This is a genomic window from Kiloniella sp. (assembly GCF_048259265.1).
GTDB lineage: Bacteria > Pseudomonadota > Alphaproteobacteria > Kiloniellales > Kiloniellaceae > Kiloniella.
Genome location: NZ_JBLXHT010000011.1, coordinates 50,032 through 75,438, shown reverse-complemented (window position 1 = coordinate 75,438; position 25,407 = coordinate 50,032). Strand labels below are relative to the sequence as shown.

The window sequence follows — 25,407 nt, the reverse complement described above, 5'->3', positions numbered from 1 at the left end:
TATGTTAAAACGTACTCTTACGGCCATTGGCGCTTTTTCCTGCCTGGCAACAATCAGCGTCGCAAATGCTGCGACTGAAGTTCAATGGTGGCATGCTATGGGCGGTCGTCTGGGCGAAGTTGTTGATGAAATTGCCGTCAAATACAACGAAAGCCAGAGTGAATATAAGCTCGTACCAACTTATAAAGGTGGTTACGAAGACACGATGACGGCTGGTATTGCGGCATTCCGTGCCAAGCAACAGCCACATATCTTACAGATTTTTGATGCTGGTGCCGCAACGATCATCAACGCCAAAGGCGCGACCATTGCTGTTGCCGATTTAATGGCTGAACACGGTGCAGGCTTCAACAAAGAAGATTATCTGCCGGGTGTGCGTAACTTCTATGCTGATTCCGACGGCAAAATGATCGGCATGCCTTTCAACTCTTCCACACCTTTGCTTTATTATAACAAAGAAGCTTTCAAAAAAGCTGGTATCACAAACCCACCAAAAACGTGGGAAGAGTTTGAAGCAATTGCGCCTAAGCTGAAAGAAGCTGGTTATATTGCCCTCGCCCAAAGTCACAGCCCGTGGATCTTTACTGAAAACTTCCACAGCCGTCACAACCTTCAGATGGCAACAGCTAACAACGGCTATGACAGTACAGATGTAAAAATCATGTACAACAACCCGGAACTGAAAATGCACTGGGGTAAAGTCAAAGAGTGGCTGGATAAAGGCTGGTACGGTTACTATGGCCGTGCATGGGGTGACAACCAGGATGCATTCGTCCAACAAAAAACAGCTATGTGGCTTGGTTCTTCAGGATCGTTTGGTGGCCTGACAAAAAGTGCTGAATTTGAATTTGGTGGCGCTTTCCTTCCGCATTGGAAATCAATTATCGATGAGCCTAAAGGTACATTCATCGGTGGCGCTGCTCTTTTCGCCATGTCTGGTCATGACGACGAAGAATACAAAGGCGTTGCTGATTTCATGAAGTTCCTGACCAGCCCGGAAATGCAGTATTTCTGGCACAAAGAAACTGGTTATGTTCCGATCACCAATGCAGCTTATGACCTTGCCAAGAATGATGGTTACTACGAAACAACACCAGACGCTGAAATCGGTATTCTTCAGCTAAACCAGCCTGGTGGTGACTGGACAAAAGGTTATCGCCTTGGTTACTACGTTCAGATCCGTGAAGTTCTCTACAAACATTTTGATGATATTTTCGCAGGAAAATCATCTGTTGACGATGCTTTCGCTAAAATCGAAGAAGAAAGCAACGATCTGCTAGAGCGCTTTAACGCGACCTATAACTAAGACCTGATTATGAGCGGCGATCGAAATGATCGTCGCTCATAGTTTTACGATGTTCACTATCGACGTATATGGAGCGCGCTTTCTGCTATGAAACGAGTTCAATTTAGCCACAGCCCGATACCCTATCTGTTTATCGCTCCACAAATTATTATCATTTGTATATTTTTTCTGTGGCCCGCTGCACAGGCCATCTATCAGTCATTTTTGCTAGAAGATGCCTGGGGCTTGTCCTCGCAGTTTGTCTGGTTTCAAAATTACGAAGATACCATTTTAAAAGACTCGTGGCTGCAATCAGCTAGCTTTACGCTGATTTTCTCTTTTTTGGTTACTTTCCTCTCTCTCGCTCTTGCCATGTTATTGGCAGTAAAAGCGAATGAGGCCATCCAAGGGGCTCGCACCTATAAAACACTGCTCATGTGGGCCTATGCCATCGCGCCACCAGTAGCTGGATTAATGGGAAACCTGATGTTTAATCCCCTGATTGGTGATCTCTACTATTTCCTAAATGCCATGGGATGGGACTTTAACCATAAGCTGGATTCATTTGATGCAGGCTTTATTGTTGTATTGATCGCGGTCTGGAAACAGGTCAGCGTGAACTTCATTTTCTTCCTGTCCGGTCTTCAGGGTATTCCAAAATCAGTGATTGAAGCCGCGACAATTGATTGCAAAAGCAGTCTCCGCCGTTTCTGGACCATGACCTTCCCGCTTTTGGCCCCGACAACCTTCTTCCTTATTGTGATCAACATCACGTACGCTTTCTTTGAGACCTTTGGTATCATTGATACCACAACTGCGGGTGCTCCTGGTGGATCAACCAGCACCCTTGTTTACAAAGTTTATCTTGATGGCTTTAGAGGTACCGATCTTGGGGGGTCATCCGCTCAATCTGTTGTTCTGATGCTTCTGGTACTGGCGCTAACTGTTATCCAGTTCCGTTTCATTGAACGCAAAATTCATTACTAGGAGGGATCAGAATGTTGAAACTTAATTGGCATGCGATCTCGGGACATCTGATCCTTATCCTCGGTGCAATATTCATGACTGCTCCCGTTTGGGTTGCTTTTATGTCATCGACACATTCTGCAGAAACTCTTTTCAGAGAAGGCCTGCAAGCTTGGCCGGGCGGACACTTCTTTGAGAACTACAACGAAGTTCTCTTTGTAGAAGGCGGCGTAATGAAACGTGTCACCGCTAGTATGATGCTTTGGAACAGCTTTATCCTTGGCATCGGTTTTGCGGTTGGGAAAGTCGTGATTTCAATGCTCGCGGCCTACGCCATTGTGTATTTCAGGTTTAGACTAGCAACACCATTATTCTGGATCATATTCATGACCCTTCTCTTACCGCTAGAGGTCAGAATTATTCCATCCTATGAAGTTGTTGCCAGTATGAGATTACTGGATACCCACACGGGATTGATCCTGCCGCTCATTGCCTCTGCAACCGGAACATTTTATTTCCGTCAATTCTACAAGTCAGTTCCCGAAGAGCTTTTAGAAGCAGCGCGTCTAGACGGAGCAAATGCCTGGCAGTTCTTTATCGATATTTTGGTGCCCATTTCCAAGACAATGATCGCCGCGATCCTGATCATCATGTTTGTGGTTGGATGGAACCAATATCTATGGCCACTGATTATGACAACAAATGAAGACAATTACACCTTGGTCATCGGCATTAAGCAGATTTATCAGGTATTGTCAGAGGGTGGCGAACTCCCTCAATTCCAAAAAGCATATGCCCTGACCATTCTGGCCACCCTGCCCCCGGTAATCGTGGTGCTGGTATTCCAGAGCTGGTTTGTTAAAGGTTTGGTAGAAAGTGAAAAATAATGGCCGAAGTTAAGCTCACCAATGTTAATAAAGTGTACCCAAACGGTGCCCACGCTGTCAGAGGCGTTAACATGGAAATTGCCGACGGTGAATTTATCGTATTCGTTGGCCCAAGTGGTTGTGGTAAATCAACTCTGTTACGCATGGTCGCAGGACTTGAGACAGTTACCGAGGGTGATCTTCACATTGATGAAAATCGGATCAATGATGTTTCCCCCGCGGAACGTAACGTGGCGATGGTTTTCCAGAACTATGCCCTTTATCCGCACATGACCGTGCGCGGAAACATGTCTTACGGTTTGAAGAACCGTGGTGATTCCAAAGAAGAAATCGAACAGAAAGTCATCGAGGCAGCAAAGACACTGCATATCGAAGACTTCTTGGACAGGCAACCAAACCAGCTTTCGGGTGGTCAGCGACAACGTGTAGCCATGGGCCGCGCGATTGTCAGAAACCCAAAGGTGTTCCTGTTTGACGAACCCTTAAGTAACCTTGACGCCAAACTTCGTGTGCAGATGCGCATCGAGATTAAAAAGCTTCAACGTAAAATGGGTGTCACCAGTATCTACGTTACTCACGACCAAACCGAAGCTATGACACTGGCTGACCGTCTTGCCGTTATCAATAATGGCCAGATAGAACAGATGGGGAAACCTATCGAGCTTTACAAAGATCCAAAAACTTTGTTTGTCGCCAGTTTTATTGGGTCACCACAGATAAACCTGATGTCAGCACAATATGACGGTAAAATTCTTAAATCCGGCACATTGGAAATCGATGGATTTGAGAACCTACCCGTAGCCGAAGAGCTTGTATTGGGACTACGTCCCGAACACCTTCGAATTGATCCCAAGGGCAAATTAACAATGAATATCGACCTCGTAGAACAACACGGGGCAGATAACCTTGTTTACGGTACTCTTGAGGGAGCCAAAAACGAAGATGGCGAAGATCTGGAACTTTGCCTACGTCTTAATCAGGATCAAGAACCATCAATTGGTGAAACAATAACGCTTAGTTATGATCATACAAATGCACTTGTTTTCAGTAAAGAAACAGGTAAGCGATTGATCTAATAGCTATCACCTGAAAATAGCGGACACGATCAGGATATGCATCTAAGCGAGAGACAAAACAAAATACTGGAATGGACCAGCCGGGAAGATGCTTTGAGCATCGAAGATCTGGCTACCCATTTTCAGTTAAGTACTCAAACCATTCGCAAAGATATAAATGCCCTTTGCGAGACTGGGTTGCTTAGACGCGTTCATGGTGGTGTCTGCTTACCTTCGGCCATTGAAAACCTGTCCTTCAGTACAAGACAGGTTATGAATGCAAAAAACAAAGACAAGATAGCCCAGGCCGTCGCGGACCAGATACCAGATGGTTCAACAATTTTTTTGGGTATAGGAACAACAGTTGGTTCGGTCGCCAATGCCCTGTTGAAATACCAGAATTTACGTGTGCTAACGAATAACCTCAAAGCAGCAGCTATTCTTTGCAACAACGAGAATATTGATACGCATGTTTCTGGGGGGCGCCTAAGACAAAGTGATCACGATCTAGTCGGGGTAGAAACCATTCGTTTCTTTTCTTCGTTCAAAGCAGACTATGCCATTGTCGGCACAGGTGGACTGGATCCAGACTTCGGTATGTTGGATTTCAAGCCTGACGAAGCACATGTTACACAGTCCATTCTGGAAAACAGCCGCAAGAAAATCCTTGTTGCTGATAATACAAAATGGAACAGGCCTGCAAATGTGAAGGTCGCCCCCTTTAAAGATCTTGATCTTATGGTCACAGACCAATTACCTGACGATAACACCCGCGTTCAGCTGGAACTTTCAAAGCTAAAAACAAAAGAATGTTGTGTGTAACCGAATATCGTTTATACCGTGCCGATCAAGGAGTTCTACATCAATGGGTACGCATCTTTTCCCAAGTGTCTGGTCCAAATCCCCTCGACAACACCCTTTGCTTTCAACCGAAGAAATGTTGCATTAAATTCTGTAATCAATCCCTGCCCATTCGGATGTTTTTTCGATATTATAAGGTGCTCCGTCGATGTTTTTAACGGCACCTTTGCTTCAGATATGATATCTTTTGCTTTATCTTTCCATAGCTTATTCGCAGCAGCCCAGGCAACCGACGGACTAAGAACAACAAAGTCTGCACGCCCCGATGCCACCCCTTGCAGGCAGTCTTCTACACTTTCAGCGCGAAAACGATTAATTTTTTTTGCCTCAATCAAACCGACAAGCTCAACTTCGGTCTTGTACCCCAATGGTTCACAGCCTGTCAGGCCGATCAAATCATCAGGCTTGGAATAGTTATTTTCGCTTCCCGATTTTTGGAAAACACTTAACTTTATGTGGTGAATCGGATCGGAATATAAAAATTTTGCGGCACGATCTACAGTATAAGCAAAAGGAAATGTCGCATCACTGTTAAGGCGGTCAACCCTTTTGAGCGCTCTATTCCAAGGATAATAGCCCAGATTGACGCGGTACCCCATTTCAGAGAATACGGTCGTAACTATTTCAGTGATTACCCCGCCGCTGGGGGAATTAGGGCTTGCATAAGGAGCATAATCAAACCCTGTGACTAACTTCACCTCTTTTGCCAAAGCTGTTATCGCACTGAAACAACTATGAAATAGCACAAACAAGAAGAGTAAAAATCTCATCCAAAGTCCAATGACCTGTTTCTCTAAAACATTAGAATATTGGAAATAGGTAAAATTATATTAAAGATCCTAAAGCCCAATAAAACTCTGACATTCCAGCCAGAGCTTTATTGATTATATTCTCGAAGGCTCTCAGGCCTCAACAAGACCAACACGCCGTCCATCGGGATCATTGAACAAGCCAATCGTAGGTCCACCGGGAACATCCAGAGCTTCAAGTACAACGGTCCCACCCTTTTCTACAGCCAGCTTCAAGGTTTCTTCGACCGAGGTCACTTCAACATAAAAGGTAAGATGACCACCTGTATCGGTCATATCCTCACCAATACCGCCATTTATTCCCTTATCATCGCTTTCTGTATCAACCATGCCATAATTCATTGGATTATCAGCATCAATATCCCACCCAAACAGATCACCATAAAAAGCCTGTGCCTTTTCCGCATCGTCGGAAATAATCTCAAAATGTACGACGGGACATCCCATTGCCTACTCCTTCTTTTCTTTATCTATATATCTTTATTGGGGTTACTTATCTTTTACAGATTTACGCGCAGTAAAACCGACGTTGAGTTCCTAAATTGATTAAGTAATCAATCATTAAATTCACATCCAACTTATTTCGGACAGGCCTCGGTCCTCATCACATATGAAATTTTGTCGCTTGAGGGGTACTGTTTAGTAGCTCCACGACAGCAGTAAGAGACTGTTTCAACAGTGCATCATCAATGTTTGTCAGATTGATTCGAACACCCGATGGTGCAGAAACAGGATCAACGGCAAAAATACTCGAAGGAGAAACCCTGACACCCCGCAAACCAAGTGTCTCTGCAAATTCTTCGGCTTTCCATGTATCCCTCAGTGGTATCCAAAGATGAGAAGTTGCCTCGTTATAGCGATATACTGTTCCAGCAAGACTGTCCGCAGCCTGTTTGAGCAAATTAGCCGTTATCGTATTCCGCTGTATTTCAAGCTCACTTGCCGTGCCATCCTTAATCCAATGGCATGCAACCTCGGCCATCAGCGGCGGGGCCATCCAACTGGTGGTCTGGCTCGCTGCCAGGAATTGAGATAATAGCCCTTGCGGCGGCATTAAGGTACCAACGCGCAATCCCGGAGAAATGGTCTTTGATAGACTGCTGATATATACGGTACGTTCAGGGTTGTAAGCAGCGATGGGTTTAAAGTCAGATTTTGGGCTACGTGGATTAACATCATCCTCGATAACAAAAAAGCCATATTGATCTGCCATTTTTGCAATTTCGGCAATCCGCGCTTCAGACATAGTTGCCGTCGTTGGATTATGAGCAAAAGGCATACAATACAGTGCCTTAACTGAATTTCTGAGGCATGCCTGTTCGACGGATTGGGGAACCAACCCGCCTTCATCCAAAGCAACGGGCACAAGATTAATTCCAAAAAACCGGGCATAGTTCTTAATACCGGGATAAGAGAGCTCTTCGACAAGCACAGTATCCCCTGGGGATGTTAGTGCCCCCAAGGCAGCGGTTAGCGCCTGTTGCGCTCCACCAGTTATAATCAATCGTTCTGGGTCAGCCTTGAACCCACGTCCACCAAGCCATTCACACAAAACGTCGCGATGACGCAACAACCCCTGACTTTGCCCATACTCCAGCATGCCATCAAGATTACTGTCCTTGCCAATTTCAATCAGCGACCGCCGCAACTGTGCCTCTAGGTTAATAAAAGGTGGCGTATTCCGACTTAGGTCAACAGCACCGGTTTCATCCAATGCATCCTGTTTATTTTGTTCGTGATCCCGATGGGCACGAACGAAACTACCCCGCCCTGTCTGTTTGATAAGTAACCCCCGTTGTTCCGCAAGGTCATAGGCACGTAAAACAGTCCCCACGGTAACACCCAACTCATCAGCAAGGTTACGCATAGGCGGAAGTTTCTCACCCTCGGCAAGACGTCCCTGTTCAATATCAATCGCCAGACAATCAGTTATGGCGCGATAGACGGATAGTTTAGGATCAAGGTTATGTGGCACCCACATTGTTACCCCAACAATATTTTTATTGACTAGAACAATAATAAGAACATTATTCTATATAAAATCACAACATTTTATATTGTTACCGTAACAATATGAGGAAATCATGACTGTACTTAGCATAAACCTGAACAAAGTTGCCCTGTTACGTAATCAGAGGGATATCGACTACCCAAGCGTGACCGGAATGGCCAAAATAGCCTTGGCAGCAGGTGCAGGCGGCATAACAGTCCACCCGAGACCCGATCAGCGACACACGCGAAAATCAGATGTGTATGATCTGTCCAGAATGCTCCGTGAAGAATATAGCGCCCCGATAGAATTCAACATCGAAGGCAATCCAACCGAAGAATTTATGGAACTTGTCGCAGAAACTAAACCGGAACAGGTGACATTAGTACCAGACGATCCCGACCAAAATACATCCGATCATGGCTGGGATATCCGCAGCAACAAAGACAGACTCAAAGAGATCGTTGATCGGCTTCACGCCCAAAATGCACGCGTCTCGGTGTTCATTGATCACGAGCCAGACGTTGCCCTTGCCGCAGCAGAAATCGGTGCTGATCGTGTCGAGCTTTATACTGGTCCCTACTATGAATGTTTCTTTCGGGACGATCGGGAACAGGTACTTTCACAATATACAAACACAGCCATTGCCGCACGCGAAGCTGGCTTAGGCGTCAATGCAGGGCACGATCTAAATTTGGATAATCTCGCCCATTTTCTACAAGCTATTCCCTGGACAGATGAAGTGTCTATTGGTCATGCCCTCACGGCTGACGCTCTCGTCTATGGAATGGATGGTGCGATCAAGGCTTATCTTGCGGAAATAGCAAAGAAATAAACACGACATGGCATTCCCCGACTGTATCGGTTAGGCTGTGTCTATACAGTCATCTATTCTGTCGGGGATTTTTCAATATGAAATTTCTGGATGACATAACACATTATAAACACGTCCCCTAAGGCTTGGACCGTATGACCGCCAGATCACTACCTGATAACATCGCTTCGACCTATGACAAGTACCCTGCAGGCATTCGTAAAAAGCTCCTCGACCTTAGGGAAATGATACTGGATACAGCAGCTAGTATTCCAAATGTTGGTCACATTGAAGAAACCTTGAAATGGGGACAGCCGAGCTTTCTAACGACAAAATCTAAAAGTGGAACCACAATTCGTATCGATCAAGCTGGTAAGGATCAGGGGCAATACGCCCTTTATGTCCATTGCCAGACCAGCCTACTTGATCAATTTCGCGAACTCTATCCAACCGAGTTTACATATAGCGGTAACAGAGCAATCCTGTTCAATGAAAAAGATGACGTTCAAGCTCCGGCGCTTCAGCACTGTATTTCCCTAGCCCTAACCTATCATCTGAACAAAAAATAATACCCTAGAGATATTTCGTAATTTCTTTTAATTCATCCAGCGTTTGGCCTGATCGACTATCTTGGTCCCCCTGCCCCAAACAATGATCAATATGATCATGGATTAACAGCCTCTTGGCTTTGACCACGGCTTTTTCAACCGCATACAACTGCTGGGCCACATCAACACAAGATCGTTCATCTTCCAGCATCTCCATAATTTTATGCATATGACCATGCGCCCGTTTGAGACGGTTAATAACCTGCTTATGGGATGTATGCTGTGTTGACATTTATTCTGTCGTTTCATCTGAATGGTCATTGTGCATAACAATAATTTATCACGACATAAAAAAAAAGCCGGAAACGAAACTGTTCCGGCTTTTTTCTTTATTCATATCTAACCGTTTTTAGTCAAATACAGAAGCAATCTCACCAGTAGAAATGCCTTCTTTGCTATTGCGCAGATTGCTATAAGTCACAGCGCCTACAATCAGGAAGAAGGTTGTCGTAATAACCTGAACCACGGTTGAGATAACAATGGCGATGATATTCAAGCCGGTACCAACAAAGAAGATCGTGATGAAGTTACTCACAAACCCGAGGACAATCGCAACGATCATGATGATCAGAAAAAGTCCTAGAATAGACCAACGGTTACCTTTTGTAAGGTCAGCGCTTCGTCCAAGGCTGGCAAAGACACCTGGACGTTCAACAACGACCACGGGGATCACGACAAAAAAGCATATAGCTGCAAAAATTCCGGGAACAACAAGCAGAACACTACCAATAAGAATAATAATGTAAGCCAAAACGCCCGACAAAATAACGGGGACCAAAACACTTAAGCTTTTGGACAAACACTCGCCAATATTGATATCACGCCCCGTAATATCCAGAAAAACCCCATAAACAACGGCCGCAGCAGATGCAAACGACAAGATTGTTGAAACAATCATGATCCAAACAAATTGATCACCAAAACTGTTAAGAACTGCCTCTGGGTTCTCAACACTGGCGGTGAATAAACCAGATGATATAGACCAGATCAACATTGGTAATTGAAAAATAAATACCAATAGATTCAGTGGAATAAACCGTTTAAGTAAAACATTAAAAGTCGTGGCTAATGTATCGCCAATATTAAATTGACCTACAACATTTTCATTCAAATTACTCATATTACCCCCTCAGATAATAAATCAATTTTTAAAAGATGATCTTACTGCAAGAAAAAAATGAGAGCAAAATCTCTTATCACTTATCATGTTTATTTTCCCGACGGACACCAAAAAGCATCTTGGCTTCAAGCCTTTTTCGCAGTGCTGCGTAATAAGCCTTAAGGAACTCCTTATCCTTTTGCGTGCTCCCCTTATGATTTTTCCAATAGAACGAAGCCCCCTTGTCGATGGATGGCTCAACCCATTTAATTTTTGCTTTGATGCGTTCAGTGACTTCTTTAATTGTCTTTGTGGCTACCTCTGGTTTTCGCAACAGCTCTTCCAAAGTTTGCAGCTCATAAATGCCATAGGCATCGACCTGCTCATCTGAAAAGCTGTAGGCATCTGCTTGGCTTGTCATCGGATCAGATAGTTTTCCTGCCCGAGGAGAGCCAATGTTTTGATCTTGGACGATATCCCCCAACAAGTTTGTTTTTGGGATTTTAACAACCCAGGTGCCAGCAATCATATCCCCGGCTCTTAGGCGATCTTTATTGAAGAAGGGCAAGAAAATAAAGACCCCAAGCCAGACCCAAATCAACAGATTGATTAATCCCTCGTAACCATAACCCACGGGTGAAAACAGCATCGTCATCGGTAAAAACAGTTCAAGTTCGCGCATCAAATTCCGCGCGAATACAGCATCAGGCTTTAACTGGCCGCCATGACGGTCCACAACCCTAATCCCCAAAACTCTTTTTCCCGGCGTCCGTCCCTGCCATTTGATTTCAAAGTAACTGAAATAAAAGTTGTACCAGAGAAATAAAACAACCGTGATCACGGAAATCAGGACATATATTGCCTCTTTTTTATCCAGAAAGTGTTCCCAAGCACCCGATAAAAGAAAACCGACAAGAATCAATATCGGCAAGCCGTAGACAATCATCAAATCCAATAATATCGCAGCAACACGGTCGCCACGAGACGCCAATTGGAAACTGACGGGGACTCCCTCTGGAGTAATGACCCGCCGCCAGTGGCTCTTGTCTTTTTGGGCAATGTTGATTTTGTTTGATCGATTATTTTTTTTAAGTCTATTGCTTTGTTTTTTATCCAGTCCCGATGCTTTTGAGGAAGAAGGCATTATCGTCTTTTGCATATTTTACGCCCCCAATAGCCAAAATAGCCCCCCCAGAAAACAAGCATAGAGCCGCCTATTAAAAACCGTGTTGACGTATCAGTGATCCATTGGCGCCCAAAACCTTCGAGTATTGCCGCAATCAAAAGCATAAGGACGGCTCCAATAACTACCTTTGCAGCCTGCCGTCCCTCGTGCGCAAGATTGGACAATCTTGATTTATGACCGGGTATAATTATTCCCTTGGCAAGACCAAGTCCACCTGCACCACATAGAATAATCGCCAGTAACTCTGTCGTGCCATGGATGGATAACCAACCGGCAACATCGACACCCAAGCCACGCTCGCTATAGAGGGCAACAAAAGACCCCAGCGTCAAACCGTTATAAAAAATAAGTAAAACACTCGGCACCCCGAGGGCAAACCCGAGTGCAAAAGAAAACATACCGACAGATGAGTTGTGCGAAAATAAGGATGATGCAAAAACATTTAGTTCATGGGATTCAATATCAGCGCCATCATACAAGCCTTTGCGTAAAACTTCAGTTGCACTAGCAGGCGTGCGTCCACTAGACATGCCATCACTGACAAAAGTGTAATACCATTCTTCATTTGTGATCGTCAGGTAATAGGCGATTACCCCACCCACGAGCATGATAATTGTGGTCAGCAAAATACGCCAACGGGCATTCCAGACAGCTTGCGGCAGATCTTCAAAAAGAAACTTGAATACAGTTCCCCCAAAGCTGGCGTGCACTCCGTAAATACAGAAATAGGCCCTTGTCGAGAGAAGTTCGAGGTATTCAAGCAGGTTTCTATCCAGAGAGACACCACGCGCAACCGACAACGATGACAAGGTAAAGCGATAAAGGTTTGGCAAGCGCATCAGTTGATCTGCATCCAGTGATTTTACGCCCTTTTTTTCAATTTTCTCAACCAGATCCTGAAGCTCTTTCCAGGACGCTTCGCGTTCTTTACGAAACTGGGAACTTTTCAACGTTGCATCTGACATTACGCCTGCCCTTCCATATCAGATAAGCTCCTGATTTTTAATCGCCAGATAGCGCTCGACAAGGTCCGCGCTCAAGGAAGCTGCCGGGGCCTGAATACAATGTACGCCGAGGCGACGTAAGCGTTCAAAAACGACTTGACGATCCCGAAGAAAATCATCTGCGACAACTGACTTGGCAATATCATTAACGGAATGGGGTTTTCTTTCCGCAACCTTTGCAAGTTCACGATCTTCCAAAGTCACAAAAATAATCAGGTGGCGTTTGGCCATACGGGTTACATTTTCAATCATCAATTCGGCCGTAACTGTATCGACAAAATCGGTATAAAGAACGATCAGCGATCTACGTTGCAGTTGCCCGGCAAGATGTGAAAGACCTAACGTAAAGTTGGTTTCATTATGCTGATAGTCCAATTCTGCACAATTGGCCTGAAGATGGTGAAAAGCTTGATGGCCGCCCAACGGCTTTGCGAGTCTTCGAACCTTGGCATCAAACCCATAAAGACCAACTTTATCCCCACCGCGCAGGGCCATAAACCCCAATAGTAACCCGGCATTGATCATATGGTCTAGCTGCGGCAGACCATCAATCGGCCTTGTCATCAAATGTCCGGTATCAAAGGCCAAAATAACATTGTGGTTTCGCTCAACCTGAAATTCCTTACAGACCAGCTTTCTATGACGGGCAGAATGCTTCCAGTCTATTGAACGCAGGTCATACCCCGGTTGATATTCACGTAACGCATCAAATTCTGTCCCATCACCACGTTGTTTCTGTATCTTTGCGCCATGAAAAGCATCACGACTGTTTATTTGTAACGCCGCAGTCCTTACGGCGTGAACATTCGGTACAACCGATACTTCATGGGCCAGATCCCACTTGGTTTGGCGAACAATCAAACCCCAAGGACTATACCACTTGAGCCACAAGTTCGTGACCTTGGCTTTTCCCCGACGTTTTACGATCAAAGGAAAGGCCAGCTCACCAACAGAATTCTGGTCCAGACGATCAATAATGACGGGTGCCGGTTTATTAAGATACTCGCTCTCTACATCTAACAAGGCTGTCACACCAAAAGCACGCAGTCGGCTGGAAACAGTCAGAGAGAAATACGCATAGTCTTCATGTCCCGCATAAAGTATCAGCGGGATATTTTGAGACAATATAATCCGGCGCGGCGCCAATGAATTCAGAGCATCAACCCCAATAAGGAAAAGAGCCAATAACAAATAGACCACACCAAACAGCCACAGCCCCTCATCCCAGACAATCAGGACAAGACTGAGCGGAACTCCCAGCGATAAAAGAAGGGCACTACGAAGCGTTGGTCTCATTATCTCGGGGCAGCAGTCTGTTCCAGAATTTCACGAATGACATTATTTGTCCGTGTTCCTTCGATTTCTGCGCTTGGGGCAAGAACAACACGATGGTGTAATCCGGGGATAGCAACAAACTTTACATCATCAGGAATAACATAATCCCTGCCTTGCAAGGCCGCATAAGCTCTGGAAGCTGCAGCCAGCATCGTTGCTGATCGTGGGGACCCGCCGAATTGAAGCGCCGGGTGCTCTCGCGTTGCCCGTACAACAGACACGATATAATTGGTTATGTCCGGACTGAGCCTTATTTTACGGACAATCGATCTCATCTCTTCCAGTTTTTCAAGATCAGCTACGCCCTTCATGCCAAATTCGTCTAGTTTGGGCATAGAAGTTTGGTGGCCGTGCATCGCGACGATTGATCGTTCTTCTGCTTCACTGGGGTATTCCAGAACATGTTTGAACATGAATCGGTCCAACTGTGCTTCGGGCAAAGGATAAGTTCCCTGTTGTTCAATCGGGTTCTGTGTCGCTATAACCAAAAACCCCTCACCCAGCTGATGACTGGTGCCGTCAATAGTCACCGAGCGTTCGCTCATAGCTTCCAGTAACGCCGACTGTGTCTTTGGCGGCGTTCTGTTGATTTCATCGGCCAAAAGCAAATCCGTAAAGATCGGTCCTTTGGTGAGCGAAAACTCGTTTGTCTGAAAATTGAACAGGTTTGTCCCCAGTACATCACCTGGCATAAGATCCGGTGTAAACTGAATTCGGCCAAACTTTAGGTTCAATGCCTTTGAAAATGAGCGAACCAACAGAGTTTTCCCTGTCCCCGGCACACCTTCTAATAACAAATGTCCTTTGCACAACAGACTGACCAACATCAGATCCAATGCACCGTCTTGTCCAACAATTGTACGACGTACTTCTGCTTTTAAACCATCACTAATGGTCCGGATATCATCCAGTTCCATACAGCATCTCCTGTTTCCATCGATGGATATTCTGTGCTGCGCGAATAGCAGCTAAAACGTTAAATGTATTTGCGTTGCATAGATCTTCTGCTGCCCTGATGACATCGTGGCCTCTTAAATCAGTGCCACGGGCAAACCCGACACGATCTAACCATTCCAAAAGTTCATATGTTTCCATATTCTTTGGGGCATGTAATTTGGCTGCAACCGATTGTAGTGTTCTATCCGTATATTGCTTTAGCATCAGCGCGCCATGCCCGCCAAAGGCCAAAAGCTCTGCGGTGTTGCCAATAAGGAATTCCTTGCCAGCCTGATACTTTTTTTCATCTTTGTCTGGCGCGCCAAAACGACTAAAGCTGCTCCATGCCAAAAAAAACACCGATACAGCGGCCAGTAGAGTGACAACAGCAAAAGGAAACTCAAACATCTTTTGCCACAAACTCGGTTCTGCTGCATATCCATGAGATGTTTCGTCAATGATAACGCCCCCTGCGCGTCCATGGGTCAGCGCATCAATAACGCGGATCATAAAGGCAGCATTCCCCCCATTATCCAGACCGTGATTTGACAAAATATCCGGGTCACTCAAAACCCAGGTGCGATCAATGTCATAAAAGAAATCAGATCGGATGACTTCGGCTAACAAAACCCCTTGGTCATTATATACCAAAGGGCGCAAAACACCGGGATTATCCGCGATTAACTGGGGTGCAAGAACAGATAACTGTTGATCCAGGGGAAAGAGCTCGGAATCCCATGTGAAATTTTCAGCCGTTAGCGTGGTGTCATTTCGAACAAGGTTCAAGCCGTTTCCAACATAATTCAGAATACTTTGAACCTGATCCGAGTTGCGCAATTCCATTTCCCCGACCCAGCGACTATTCTTGGGGTCGGGACGCACATCCCACTTGGGCAACACAATTAACGATCCCACACCACTAAATCCGTTCAGAGTGCCGGACAATCCAGAGACAGACTGTGGTTCTATCACCAGCTTCGCATCAGAAAAATTAAACCCGCCGCGAATTTCCCGACTGACCCGAGTTCTAAAGTTCATCTTTTGCAACAGCTTGACAAAAGCTTTGTGTCCAACAGCAGATTCAGAATAAGAATTAGCGCCAAAAGAAGTCAGCTGAACAATCTTATCCTGATAGATCGAAGCAACAAAAGCACCCACAAAGGAAAGCACGCCAATTACCAGCAACCACATCAAAGTGCGTCTTGAAAAGACCCGATCGTTCATTTGACGCCTCCGTGTTGTGAACTGGCATGCCTGTCGCTCTCTGTCTTGCGGTGCGCTACACTAGGTTGCGTCGTATTCGCCGGGGTCATAAAAACCTGAAAGGCGTCACGACACGCCGTAAACTCTTCAATTCCTGCAGAACGTCCGCCAAATTCGGTCAACTCTTCAGCATTCACGATAATCGACATTTTCGTCTGGATATCAGATGGCAACCAGTCTGCCTGCAAAATCTCTCTATTCGTCAAAGCATCGGGCAGAGTCGCGTGATAACTCTCTTTAACGTGCTTCAAGCAACACAAAAGGATAGCCCTGATCGCGGCTTCAAAGTGCCCTTGTTCTGCCAACTGATCCGCATGCTCCAGAGTTTCTTTACTCAATTCTTCAGAGATAGAACTTACCCTAGCAAAGGACTCTGTTTTTTCATTAACAGTTATTTTATTCTGAGGTCTTCGTTTGAAATCTTTATATTGCTGATAGCCGAATTTAATCAACAAGAACAGCCCAACAGCCAATAAACCATAGAAGATAATTTTGGCTAAAAACTCTAAAGCCGAAAGGTCGGGTAGAGGTTCTGAAGAAGCCTCTTCTTTTTTCTCAGGTACTTTCTTTTCAACTTTTTCGGCTTTGATATCAAAAGGCGGTTCACTCTGGTATCGACTATCAGAATAAATGTCTTCTACCGCGTCATCCACAGACTGATCTATCGACGGTTCAGCCGATTGGGCAATAGCGCTGGATGGTACAGAAAAAATAACCGCCAAACTAAGTAGCAGGGCCAAAGAACCTATACATATATATTTTTGAAAATTCGGATATCGGCAATACCGCACCCAACTTTTACCTAAACAAAACAAAAGACAAAGGCCCCCCAAAAAGCCTTATCAAGTCGATGATATTTTGGCGGGCATATATTTATTAAAAGCCGAAAACATATTAGAAAAAACAACCACAACACACCAAAACCTTGACGAGAATTCAACGCAGAATGGCACAGCCACAAGAAGAATGTCTATAGTTTTTTAGGACCTGCCAGACAATTAAACAGATTGTTTTTATAGATCAATTGTGAGTAGCAAAGATATTGATATCAGAGTTTATCGTTATTCAGGCTTGTCGTTATTGGGGATTATAGTCAATGATCTGATCAAAGGTCTTAAGACCATCCAATGTTCGAGCAACAATAAGCCCTCCTTCCAGCAGCGCCAAAAGTTTCAGGGCCTCGCTTTGCGCGCTGTCTTCAGAATATTCGCAGGCCTTATCAGATAAAAACACACGGGTAAGCCAGGACATATTTTGATCAAAGAAAGCTTTGGATTTCATCATCACGTTATCTGGAAGAGATGAAATCTCTGCGCCCAGCATACCACAGAGGCACATTTGCTCACCCGCGGCATAAGAAGACCGAAAGGCTTCTTTATAGCGACGGACCTGCTCTATGACAGGGTAAGCATTTGGTTCGCCCAAGCTTTCAATAAAGCGTTCTGTATATCGCTGTGTGACTGCGACGCCCAAATCAGCTTTGGAGGGAAAATGATAGTGAATACTGGCCGTCTTGATGCCAATTTCGGCAGAGATATCGCGAAAGCTGAAAGCGTTATAGCCACGTGTACGAATGTAGTCTTCTGCAATGTCCATAATGGACGACGCTGTCTTCGATCTTTCTGTTGATCTATCGGGCATTTGTCTCTCTTACTTTTAGCTAACAGATAAGCTTACCTATTAAATGATAGATAACCTCTTGACGTTTCTTTTTAAAGGCATAAATGATAAGCACGATAAATTACCTACTCATAGATACATAACTTACATATAGGTGAATAAAGGCTTATCTATATGACTATTTCTGAGAGCCACATTAAGATACACGCTTGGGCACATGCCAAGACACATGCCAGGATCGAGGTAGACAGGACCTTACGGGTAATACTTTTATAGGCTTACGGGTAATGCCTTATGGCAATACATTTTGGCTATGGGTAATACCTTCTTAGAAATTATGGCGACAATCTTACCTAGAGATATAGCGCCAACAATGAGACAGTTACCAACAAGAGACAGTAAAATGACGGAGAGCCCGATGCGTATCAATACTGATTTCACGAAACCTGTCGAACTACACCCTTCGGATACAAGCCTGTCGCCCTCTCCGGCATCGGGGGTAAACAGGACCATGCTTGACCGCATTGGCGATGAAGTTGCGCGCGCAACAACGATTGTGCAGTTCGACCGCGACAAGTATTTCCCGGAACATACCCATGACGGCGGCGAAGAGTTCTTTGTGCTTGAGGGAACGTTCTCGGACCAGTACGGCGACTTTCCCGCCGGAACCTATGTGCGCAACCCGATCGGGACCAGCCACTCGCCGCATACTGTAGAGGGCTGCACAATTTTTGTGAAGCTCTGGCAGTTTGATAAAAACGATACGGAACAAAAGTCCGTGAATACAAACGACAAAAGCCTTTGGACAGAGAGTGACCACAAAGAACAGACCGTTCTAAACCTGCATGAGTTCGAGAGCGAAAAAGTTACTCTGCAAAAATGGGCCGCAAATGCCAAGGCCGAGCTGACCGCCCCGGAAAAAGGCATGGAAGTTCTGGTTGTTAGGGGTGAGTTGAAATCCAATGGCCGGACTTTTCCTAAAAGATCATGGTTGCGCTATCCGACCGGAACCGAGGTCAACTACGATTTCACCAACGACACAACGCTTCTGGTCAAAACAGGGCACCTAGGGGAAGTCTAATCGCCAATCTTAACTCTTTGCTGCCCTAACTCTTCTTCACCACCTTCTGATTACTCATTTTAGGGCTCCTCATTTTAAGGGCGGCATCTTTTGACAGCATCTTGTGGTTGGGCATTTTATTTAACGCGCTATGTGGCTAAAATTTTCATCTCGCAAATAACAAATACCCCCTTCTCTTTACCCGTCGAGAGCAAGGGCCTCGAGAACAAGGGCCCCGAAAACAAGGATTGGCTTGAACCCTATCGTCGTCCAGACTATGTGAAAAATCTGTAGACTGCTCACCGGATTTAAATTTCAACGTGTTTTCGCACTCTCGATCGAGCGGAGATTCAAAATCATTTCAAGCGATGCAGGTCGAAGTAAATTTACGACAGGTGAAACGTTTGCACACAACTTGGTTTGATAGCGATACAATCATGAAATGCCCGTTCATAGGACCCGTTAATAGCAAATGCCCACCCCGCAGGTATTGCTATATATGGCAGCAAATTTACTTGTCGCTATTGAAGTAATACCGGAAAGAGATCAAAGTAAGTCTCTGAACAATTTTATATCTTTTGCCCTCTCGTTTCTCAGGTATTCCATGCTCACCGAATTCAATTCATCTGTGCCGCTGGCCTTCACCCCGACACCTCTACACCTGCTCAGTAAGTTATCCAAGCATCTCGGCGGGCCAGAGATCTTTATCAAACGGGATGACTGCACCGGCCTTGCCGGGGGCGGTAATAAAACCCGCAAGCTGGAATTTCTGATTGCGGATGCGCTGGACAAGGAAGCGACCTGTGTGATTACGGCGGGTGGATTACAATCCAACCATGTCCGACAGACCGCCGCAGCGGCAGCACGTTATGGGTTAAAGTGTCATCTGGTTCTGGTGCGAAATGTTGACTGGCAAGATCCGGCTTACCAAACATCGGGGAACCTTGTTCTCGACAAGTTGCTGGGGGCTGAAGTTACCATTCATCCCGGCGGCTCGGACCGGGATCGTATTATGGAAGAATTGGCATCCGATCTAACAAAAGCGGGCGAGACGCCCTATGTCATCCCCGTTGGCGGCTCCAATGCTGTTGGTGCCCTTGGTTACGCCAGCGCCTTGATGGAAATTCACGAACAGTGCCGCAGCTTGGGCCTCAGCCCCAAAGCACTTTATCACGCCACATCCAGCGGTGGCACACAGGCTGGCCTTATTGCCGGCATGATCACCTTGAAACGCCCCTTTCCTGTTCTCGGCGTCGAAGTCGATGGAGATCCCGTACCTGTTACAGACGCCATTAAATCTATTGTGCCGGAAACACTGGAGCGCCTTGGTCGGTTCGAGACTTGGGACCCCGCGCAGGATTTACAGGTGGTCACGGGCTATGGCGGCAGCAACTATGGCATTCCATCCGATGCAGGGAACGAAGCAATCGAGTTACTAGCCAGAACCGAAGGCATCTTGCTTGATCCTGTCTATTCCGGCAAAGCCTTTGCTGGCCTTGTTGATCATATCAGACAGGGTACATTGACCAAAAGCGATACAGTGATCTTCCTGCACACGGGCGGTGCTCAGGCACTCGGGGCCTACCCTTCTCTCTTTGCCTAAGCCACGAAACCAACACCGAAAGATAAAAAGATGAAACGAGTTTGTTTTCTGGGTGCGTCCGTCATGGAAGGAATGGGGGATGAAGCACGGCTGGGGATGCCCGGACGCCTCGCGCTTTTAGAGGCAGAAACAAAACAAAATTTTATCCACTATAATCTGGGCGTCAGAGGGCAAACGCTGAAGGAAATATCGGGCCGCGCGGCAGCTGAATGTCAGGCACGATTAAAGGATACAAAGGACTTTATAGTCTTCGCCACGGGATCTAACGATTTTGCCCTTATCAAAAGTGGTATACACCAAAAACCTATGCCGAGAACGCCGCGCCGAAGAGCCATGAAAAACTTCAAAGCCCTGATGACAGAACTTTCAGAAATCGCGCCCTTGCTTGTCTTTGGCCCGACACCTGTTGATGAAAGCAAGCTGCCCTTTTTCTCGACCGTATCAAACATGCATTTTGATTTTAAAAACGAAGAACTGGCCAGCGGATCAGCAGAATACGGTGCGATCTGTCAGGATATGAACATCCCCTTTATCAATATGCACAAAGCCCTGAGCGCGAGCGATGATTTTATGGCGGGACTGGCAGAGAACGACGGTCTGCATTCAACCGGAAAAGGCTATCAGGCCATGGCAAAAATCGTGCAGTCTTCGCCCCATTGGCAGGGTCTTCTTCAGGCGTAGATATAGTTGTCTAGCTTAACTTTTTCTTCCAATATCTCATAGCCTAATATCTAATACGTTACTTCATCACTCATGTAGGTCACCTACACGTCGCGCTTCACGCCTTGAGCTAAAATTAAGCTAAACAACTACCCCAAACACCTCGGCCTACAAGACTAGAGAGTTCATTAAACTCCGGCAAAGCGCCGCCACCTAAAATTGCCCCTAACTAAAGCCGCCCCAGTTAAAACAGCTAGGGATTATATTGGCAACTCCAGGCCACGTTTGACGTTTTCCATCACGACGGTGGTGGTGAATTCCTGTATTGCCGGGTTGTCAAAAAACACCCGCTTGGTAAATTTCTCGTATGACGTCATGTTTTCTGCGGTGACGATCAACAGAAAGTCAAAAGCCCCGGTCAGGTTATAACACTGTTGAATTTCGGTTTCGGCAAGGAACTGCGCCGTTAGCTTGTCCAACATCTTGGCGTCACAGCGTTCGATGACAAGCTGCACAATCAGGGTCAGGCCATGGCTGGAAACTTTGGGGTTAATCACCGCGACTTCTTTTTCGATGGCCCCCATATCCCTAAGCCGTTTAATACGGCGTTGACACGCGGTCGCGGACAGACCAACTTGTTCCGCAATGCTATCTGATTTAAGGCGGGAATTTTCCTGTAACGATCTCAGGATAGCTTTGTCGAAATTATCTATTTTCATCTTGGTCTTTAAAGTGGTCTGGCTCTAGCTAATCAGAGGGGCGACACTAATCCGTTGCCTGTTTCGATAACCGTTAAGCCGTGTAAAAGTCGAAAAAATGCTTCGATTTCTATTTGTTGCAGTTTTTTGATCGGGAAACCACTTATTTTGCAGTCAAACGACGTAAATATTCGGCTATGATCCGGATGAAAAAGGTAAAACATATTTTTGAGTATCGGGTAGAATTATGGATCAGGCTTTAAAGGCAGAGCAAAGTGCACTGACAATGGGTATCATTTACGGCTTGATGGCTGCTCTGTTGTGGGGGGCGTGGCCCGTGGTGTCCAGCCTTGGCCTTCAGAACCAGACCTTGAACGCCTATGATATTACGGCCTTACGCTTTGGTGTCGCGGGCATTATTCTTTTGCCCCTGATCCTCAAGCGCGGGTTCAAAGGCATCGGCTTGCCCGGTAGTCTGTTGCTGGCATTCGGGGCTGGTGCGCCTTATATGCTGCTCACCGTCACAGGGCTTAACTTTGCCCCGGCCAGCCATATGGGGATCATCGCGCCAAGCTGCATGATGACCCTATCCACAATCGGCGGCTGGTTTATTCTTGGCGACCGACCCGACAAAAATCGTCTCTTTGGCCTCGGGGTCATTATCCTTGGTGTTGCCCTGCTCGGTTGGTCCGGCTTTGCCATGGCGGGGGATAACCAATGGATGGGGCACCTGTTGTTTGTTGCCGGGGGCGGCAGTTGGGCCTGCTATACCATTGGCACAAAGTACTTCAAGGCTGATCCGCTCCACGCCACAGCCTTGGTTGCTGTGCTGTCCATGGTCATTTACCTACCACTTTACTTTACCTTTGGTGATCCACAAATCTTTGTCGCGCCTATTGAAGAAACCCTGTTTCAGGCTGCGTTCCAAGGCATCGGCTCTGCCATTCTTGCCCTGTTGTTCTATACCAAGGCCGTCGCCTTGCTCGGCGCAGCAAAGGGTGCCGTCTTCGCCGCACTGGTTCCCGGTATCGCCGTTATCCTCGCCTTTCCTGTATTGGGCGAAGAGCCAACGACCATAGAGATCATCGGCGTCAGCATCGTGACCATCGGCATGATCGGTGCCCTCGGCCTGATCAAGGCCCGCAAAAGATAGGTACCTTATTAAGGCTCACAAAAGGAAACGTGCTTATGTGGTGAGGCACCACGCCCCTATTTTTTAATTCACTGCTATTCAAGGCGTGAAGAGCGACGTGTAGGAGACCTACATGAGCAATGAAATAACGCCGAAGAGGAATAAATAAAGACGATCAGAGACTTTGCTATTTGCGTCAACAGCACTCGTCGCTTTTAGAGAAGCAATATTCATAGTAAATTGCTAGGAGATTTAGGTATAAGCTCTTTATATCACGGGTTCTTTTTTCACTGGCAGTTACGGATTATTCGGGAATGTTGTTAGGTATTGATACGGGTGGCACCTATACGGATGCGGTTCTTTTCACAGAAGAAGACGGTGTGCTGCGGACCGCCAAGTCACTGACAACCAAACACGACCTGTCCATCGGTATCTGTGATGCAGTCAACCGGATTATGGATCGCGAGGGCGACCAGATCCGCATGGTGTCCCTGTCCACCACCCTTGCCACCAACGCCATTGTCGAAGCCCATGACAGCCCGGTCTGTCTGATGATGATCGGTTATGACAAGGGATCACTGGAACGATCCAATCTCGGCACCGCCATTGGCAAGAACCCCTATGTCTTTATTGATGGCGGTCATACGCCATTGGGGGATGAGCAATCCCCGCTGGATATCATCGCAGTACAACGGGCCATCGACGAACACGCCCCCAATGTATCCGCCTTTGCGGTTGCGGGTTATTTTTCGGTGCGCAATGCATCCCACGAAGAAGCCGTTCGCAACCTGATACTGGAAAAAACAGATCGCCCGGTGACCTGTGCCCATGAACTGTCATCGGGGCTGGATGCCCCGCGCCGCGCCCTCACCGCGTTTTTGAATGCACAGTTGATCCCGCAACTGCATCAGCTAATTCATTCCGTCGATATCATGTTACAGGAAAAGGGCATCAAGGCCCCCGTGATGGTGGTCAAGGGCGACGGGTCACTGATATCAGCGCAAACCGCGCTGGAACGTCCGGTTGAAACCATTCTGTCCGGCCCTGCGGCCTCTGTGGTCGGGGCCAAATATCTGTCAGGTGCCAGTGATGTCTTTGTGGTCGATATGGGCGGCACCACCACCGATATCGCGATTTTGATGGATGGTGAACCCAAGCTCAGCGAAGAAGGCGCCAACGTCGGCGGCTGGCGCACCATGGTCAAGGCCGTCGCCGTCAGCACCTATGGATTGGGCGGTGACAGTGAAGTCGCCCTCAACCGGACACAGAGGGGCACAAGTGCCCTCTTATCTATTGGTCCGAGAAGGACTTATCCCATCAGTTTGTTGGCGCAACAGTACCCAAGTGTGCTGGAAGAATTACAACAACAGCTCCGTAACGCGCGTATTGGCGAACATGACGGACGCTTTGCATTAAAGCTGCGCGAACTCAACACCGCCCTCACCAGCCTATCACGGCTGGAGCTGGAAATCTGGGAAAGCCTCGCCGACAGCCCCGTTGCCCTGAACAAGTTGCTGGAACGCCCGGCCATGGCTGGCCCCTTGCAACGCCTGATTGATCGCGGCCTCGTCATTAATGCTGGCCTGACCCCCAGTGACAGTAGCCATATCCAGAACAAACAAAATAACTGGACCCGCGATGGCGCCCTGCTCTGCGCGCAACTGTTTTTAAGACAGGCTCAGCGCGATAATTACCTGTTGGGCGTCACACCAGACGACCTTGCGGAATTGATTTATCAGCAAACAATCGTTCAGGCGGGTAAAACCATTCTCGATACCGCCTTTATCGAAGCAAACATTCCAAAAATGGCCGATAGCCAAAGCTTAGGCACCGCCCTGCTCGACAATGCGCTTAACAACAAAAGCGACACGACAACCACCACCGACACCCCCCTTCTGGACTTTACTGTCAAACTGGGCAGAGGCATCGTGGCAACAGGTGCCCCGTCAGCCATCTATTACCCGGAAATCACCGCACGCCTGAACACCGAGCTAAACCTGCCGGAAAACGCCGATGTGTCAAACGCAGTTGGTGCCGTGTGCGGCGGCGTTGTCCAGAAATACACCGTCACAATCTCCTCCCCCGAAAAGGGCCGCTTCCGCACCCACATGGGCAGCGAGCAAAAGAACTTCACCGTCGCCCAAGACGCCATTGACTACGCCAAATCCCACGCCGAAGAAAAGGCCTATCAAATGGCAGAAGAAAGCGGTGCCACAGATATCATCGTCGAGGTTGACCAGTTCGACAAAATCATCACCGACGCCGGCGGCGACCAACTCTTTATCGAAAGCTCTATTATTGCGACGGCGAAGGGGCGACCTGTATTGATGGGGTGATTGGTCTGAAGGACTAGAAATAGCTTTTACCACAAAAATAACACTAAAGGTTGTGATTTAAATATTTTTCTATACTGTGTATTTTAAACAGAAGACTCTTCTCTCAACCCCAAAATGGTCATTGAAAAACAAGGTACTATATTAAGAGTTTACGTATAGTGCCAACTCTCCAAGTAGGTAACAAAAATTTCTAAAAATTG

General features: G+C 46.6%; 25 protein-coding genes. 12 read left to right on the top strand and 13 right to left on the bottom strand.

Annotated features, from left to right (window positions below; genetic code table 11):
• Nucleotide 1: 1 nt before the first annotated feature.
• The 5 genes from ACN0QW_RS16375 (at nt 2) to ACN0QW_RS16355 (ending at nt 5,015) form a co-directional block, all read left to right on the top strand.
• Nucleotides 2-1,306 carry an extracellular solute-binding protein gene (locus ACN0QW_RS16375; protein ID WP_417432895.1) on the top strand — a complete coding sequence of 435 codons (1,305 nt, stop codon included), beginning with the start codon at nt 2-4 and terminating at the stop codon, nt 1,304-1,306.
• A gap of 87 nt (nt 1,307-1,393) precedes the next feature.
• Nucleotides 1,394-2,272 carry an ABC transporter permease subunit gene (locus ACN0QW_RS16370; protein WP_417432893.1) on the top strand — a complete coding sequence of 293 codons (879 nt, stop codon included), beginning with the start codon at nt 1,394-1,396 and terminating at the stop codon, nt 2,270-2,272.
• Between the two features lie 11 nt (nt 2,273-2,283).
• Complete coding sequence (gene ugpE / locus ACN0QW_RS16365; RefSeq protein ID WP_417432891.1) at nt 2,284-3,138, top strand: sn-glycerol-3-phosphate ABC transporter permease UgpE; 855 nt, start codon at nt 2,284-2,286, stop codon at nt 3,136-3,138.
• Nucleotides 3,138-4,214 carry a sn-glycerol-3-phosphate ABC transporter ATP-binding protein UgpC gene (ugpC, locus tag ACN0QW_RS16360; protein ID WP_417432889.1) on the top strand — a complete coding sequence of 359 codons (1,077 nt, stop codon included), beginning with the start codon at nt 3,138-3,140 and terminating at the stop codon, nt 4,212-4,214. Before ugpE ends, ugpC begins: the two co-directional genes overlap by 1 nt.
• A 36-nt stretch (nt 4,215-4,250) precedes the next feature.
• Nucleotides 4,251-5,015: a DeoR/GlpR family DNA-binding transcription regulator gene (locus ACN0QW_RS16355; RefSeq protein ID WP_417432887.1), complete on the top strand. Its 765-nt coding sequence runs from the start codon at nt 4,251-4,253 to the stop codon at nt 5,013-5,015.
• Between the two features lie 35 nt (nt 5,016-5,050).
• Here ACN0QW_RS16355 and ACN0QW_RS16350 read toward each other — a convergent pair whose 3' ends face one another.
• From ACN0QW_RS16350 to ACN0QW_RS16340, 3 genes are all read right to left on the bottom strand, one after another.
• Entirely contained in the window at nt 5,051-5,752 is a 702-nt protein-coding gene (locus ACN0QW_RS16350) for a substrate-binding periplasmic protein (RefSeq protein ID WP_417432886.1), read from the bottom strand.
• 204 nt (nt 5,753-5,956) lie between these two features.
• Nucleotides 5,957-6,310 (bottom strand): VOC family protein, encoded by a 354-nt coding sequence (locus tag ACN0QW_RS16345; RefSeq protein ID WP_417432884.1) that lies wholly within the window; start codon nt 6,308-6,310, stop codon nt 5,957-5,959.
• A 157-nt stretch (nt 6,311-6,467) separates the two neighbouring features.
• A complete protein-coding gene (locus ACN0QW_RS16340; RefSeq protein WP_417432882.1) occupies nt 6,468-7,838 on the bottom strand; it encodes a PLP-dependent aminotransferase family protein in 1,371 nt (456 codons plus the stop codon).
• Between the two features lie 109 nt (nt 7,839-7,947).
• Between ACN0QW_RS16340 and ACN0QW_RS16335 the strand changes: the two genes are divergently transcribed.
• Together ACN0QW_RS16335 and ACN0QW_RS16330 are read left to right on the top strand one after the other, a co-directional pair.
• Nucleotides 7,948-8,688, top strand: a complete 741-nt coding sequence (locus tag ACN0QW_RS16335) for a pyridoxine 5'-phosphate synthase (protein ID WP_417432880.1) — start codon at nt 7,948-7,950, stop codon at nt 8,686-8,688.
• Between the two features lie 134 nt (nt 8,689-8,822).
• Entirely contained in the window at nt 8,823-9,236 is a 414-nt protein-coding gene (locus ACN0QW_RS16330) for a DUF1801 domain-containing protein (RefSeq protein WP_417432878.1), read from the top strand.
• 4 nt (nt 9,237-9,240) lie between these two features.
• Here the strand turns inward: ACN0QW_RS16330 and ACN0QW_RS16325 are convergent, their stop codons facing one another.
• The 9 genes from ACN0QW_RS16325 to ACN0QW_RS16285 all read right to left on the bottom strand — a co-directional run bounded on the left by ACN0QW_RS16325 (nt 9,241) and on the right by ACN0QW_RS16285 (nt 17,739).
• Nucleotides 9,241-9,507: a metal-sensing transcriptional repressor gene (locus ACN0QW_RS16325; RefSeq protein WP_417432876.1), complete on the bottom strand. Its 267-nt coding sequence runs from the start codon at nt 9,505-9,507 to the stop codon at nt 9,241-9,243.
• 117 nt (nt 9,508-9,624) lie between these two features.
• A complete protein-coding gene (locus ACN0QW_RS16320; protein ID WP_417432874.1) occupies nt 9,625-10,395 on the bottom strand; it encodes a hypothetical protein in 771 nt (256 codons plus the stop codon).
• 76 nt (nt 10,396-10,471) lie between these two features.
• Nucleotides 10,472-11,533: an RDD family protein gene (locus tag ACN0QW_RS16315; protein ID WP_417432872.1), complete on the bottom strand. Its 1,062-nt coding sequence runs from the start codon at nt 11,531-11,533 to the stop codon at nt 10,472-10,474.
• Nucleotides 11,518-12,525 (bottom strand): stage II sporulation protein M, encoded by a 1,008-nt coding sequence (locus tag ACN0QW_RS16310; protein ID WP_417432870.1) that lies wholly within the window; start codon nt 12,523-12,525, stop codon nt 11,518-11,520. The genes ACN0QW_RS16315 and ACN0QW_RS16310 overlap by 16 nt, the downstream gene beginning before the upstream one ends.
• A gap of 18 nt (nt 12,526-12,543) precedes the next feature.
• On the bottom strand, nt 12,544-13,860 hold the full coding sequence (locus ACN0QW_RS16305) for a DUF58 domain-containing protein (RefSeq protein WP_417432869.1): 1,317 nt from the start codon (nt 13,858-13,860) through the stop codon (nt 12,544-12,546).
• Nucleotides 13,860-14,816, bottom strand: coding sequence for an AAA family ATPase (locus tag ACN0QW_RS16300; RefSeq protein WP_417432867.1), 957 nt, complete (start codon nt 14,814-14,816; stop codon nt 13,860-13,862). The genes ACN0QW_RS16305 and ACN0QW_RS16300 overlap by 1 nt, the downstream gene beginning before the upstream one ends.
• On the bottom strand, nt 14,803-16,059 hold the full coding sequence (locus ACN0QW_RS16295) for a hypothetical protein (protein ID WP_417432865.1): 1,257 nt from the start codon (nt 16,057-16,059) through the stop codon (nt 14,803-14,805). The genes ACN0QW_RS16300 and ACN0QW_RS16295 overlap by 14 nt, the downstream gene beginning before the upstream one ends.
• Nucleotides 16,056-16,838 (bottom strand): hypothetical protein, encoded by a 783-nt coding sequence (locus tag ACN0QW_RS16290; protein WP_417432864.1) that lies wholly within the window; start codon nt 16,836-16,838, stop codon nt 16,056-16,058. Before ACN0QW_RS16290 ends, ACN0QW_RS16295 begins: the two co-directional genes overlap by 4 nt.
• 337 nt (nt 16,839-17,175) lie before the next feature.
• Nucleotides 17,176-17,739, bottom strand: coding sequence for a TetR/AcrR family transcriptional regulator (locus tag ACN0QW_RS16285; protein ID WP_417432862.1), 564 nt, complete (start codon nt 17,737-17,739; stop codon nt 17,176-17,178).
• A gap of 382 nt (nt 17,740-18,121) precedes the next feature.
• Between ACN0QW_RS16285 and ACN0QW_RS16280 the strand changes: the two genes are divergently transcribed.
• From ACN0QW_RS16280 to ACN0QW_RS16270, 3 genes are all read left to right on the top strand, one after another.
• Nucleotides 18,122-18,799 carry a cupin domain-containing protein gene (locus ACN0QW_RS16280; protein ID WP_417432860.1) on the top strand — a complete coding sequence of 226 codons (678 nt, stop codon included), beginning with the start codon at nt 18,122-18,124 and terminating at the stop codon, nt 18,797-18,799.
• A gap of 478 nt (nt 18,800-19,277) precedes the next feature.
• Nucleotides 19,278-20,381, top strand: a complete 1,104-nt coding sequence (locus ACN0QW_RS16275) for a D-cysteine desulfhydrase family protein (RefSeq protein ID WP_417432858.1) — start codon at nt 19,278-19,280, stop codon at nt 20,379-20,381.
• Nucleotides 20,382-20,411: 30 nt separating this feature from the next.
• Nucleotides 20,412-21,062 carry a GDSL-type esterase/lipase family protein gene (locus tag ACN0QW_RS16270; RefSeq protein WP_417432856.1) on the top strand — a complete coding sequence of 217 codons (651 nt, stop codon included), beginning with the start codon at nt 20,412-20,414 and terminating at the stop codon, nt 21,060-21,062.
• Between the two features lie 239 nt (nt 21,063-21,301).
• On the opposite strand, the gene ACN0QW_RS16265 is transcribed toward ACN0QW_RS16270, so the two are convergent.
• Nucleotides 21,302-21,760 carry an Lrp/AsnC family transcriptional regulator gene (locus ACN0QW_RS16265; protein ID WP_299380459.1) on the bottom strand — a complete coding sequence of 153 codons (459 nt, stop codon included), beginning with the start codon at nt 21,758-21,760 and terminating at the stop codon, nt 21,302-21,304.
• Between the two features lie 226 nt (nt 21,761-21,986).
• Between ACN0QW_RS16265 and ACN0QW_RS16260 the strand changes: the two genes are divergently transcribed.
• Both ACN0QW_RS16260 and ACN0QW_RS16255 read left to right on the top strand, forming a co-directional pair.
• Nucleotides 21,987-22,892: a DMT family transporter gene (locus ACN0QW_RS16260; RefSeq protein ID WP_417432854.1), complete on the top strand. Its 906-nt coding sequence runs from the start codon at nt 21,987-21,989 to the stop codon at nt 22,890-22,892.
• 293 nt (nt 22,893-23,185) lie between these two features.
• The gene (locus ACN0QW_RS16255) at nt 23,186-25,207 is read left to right on the top strand and encodes a hydantoinase/oxoprolinase N-terminal domain-containing protein (RefSeq protein WP_417432852.1); all 2,022 of its coding nucleotides are present in this window, start codon (nt 23,186-23,188) and stop codon (nt 25,205-25,207) included.
• Nucleotides 25,208-25,407: the final 200 nt, after the last annotated feature.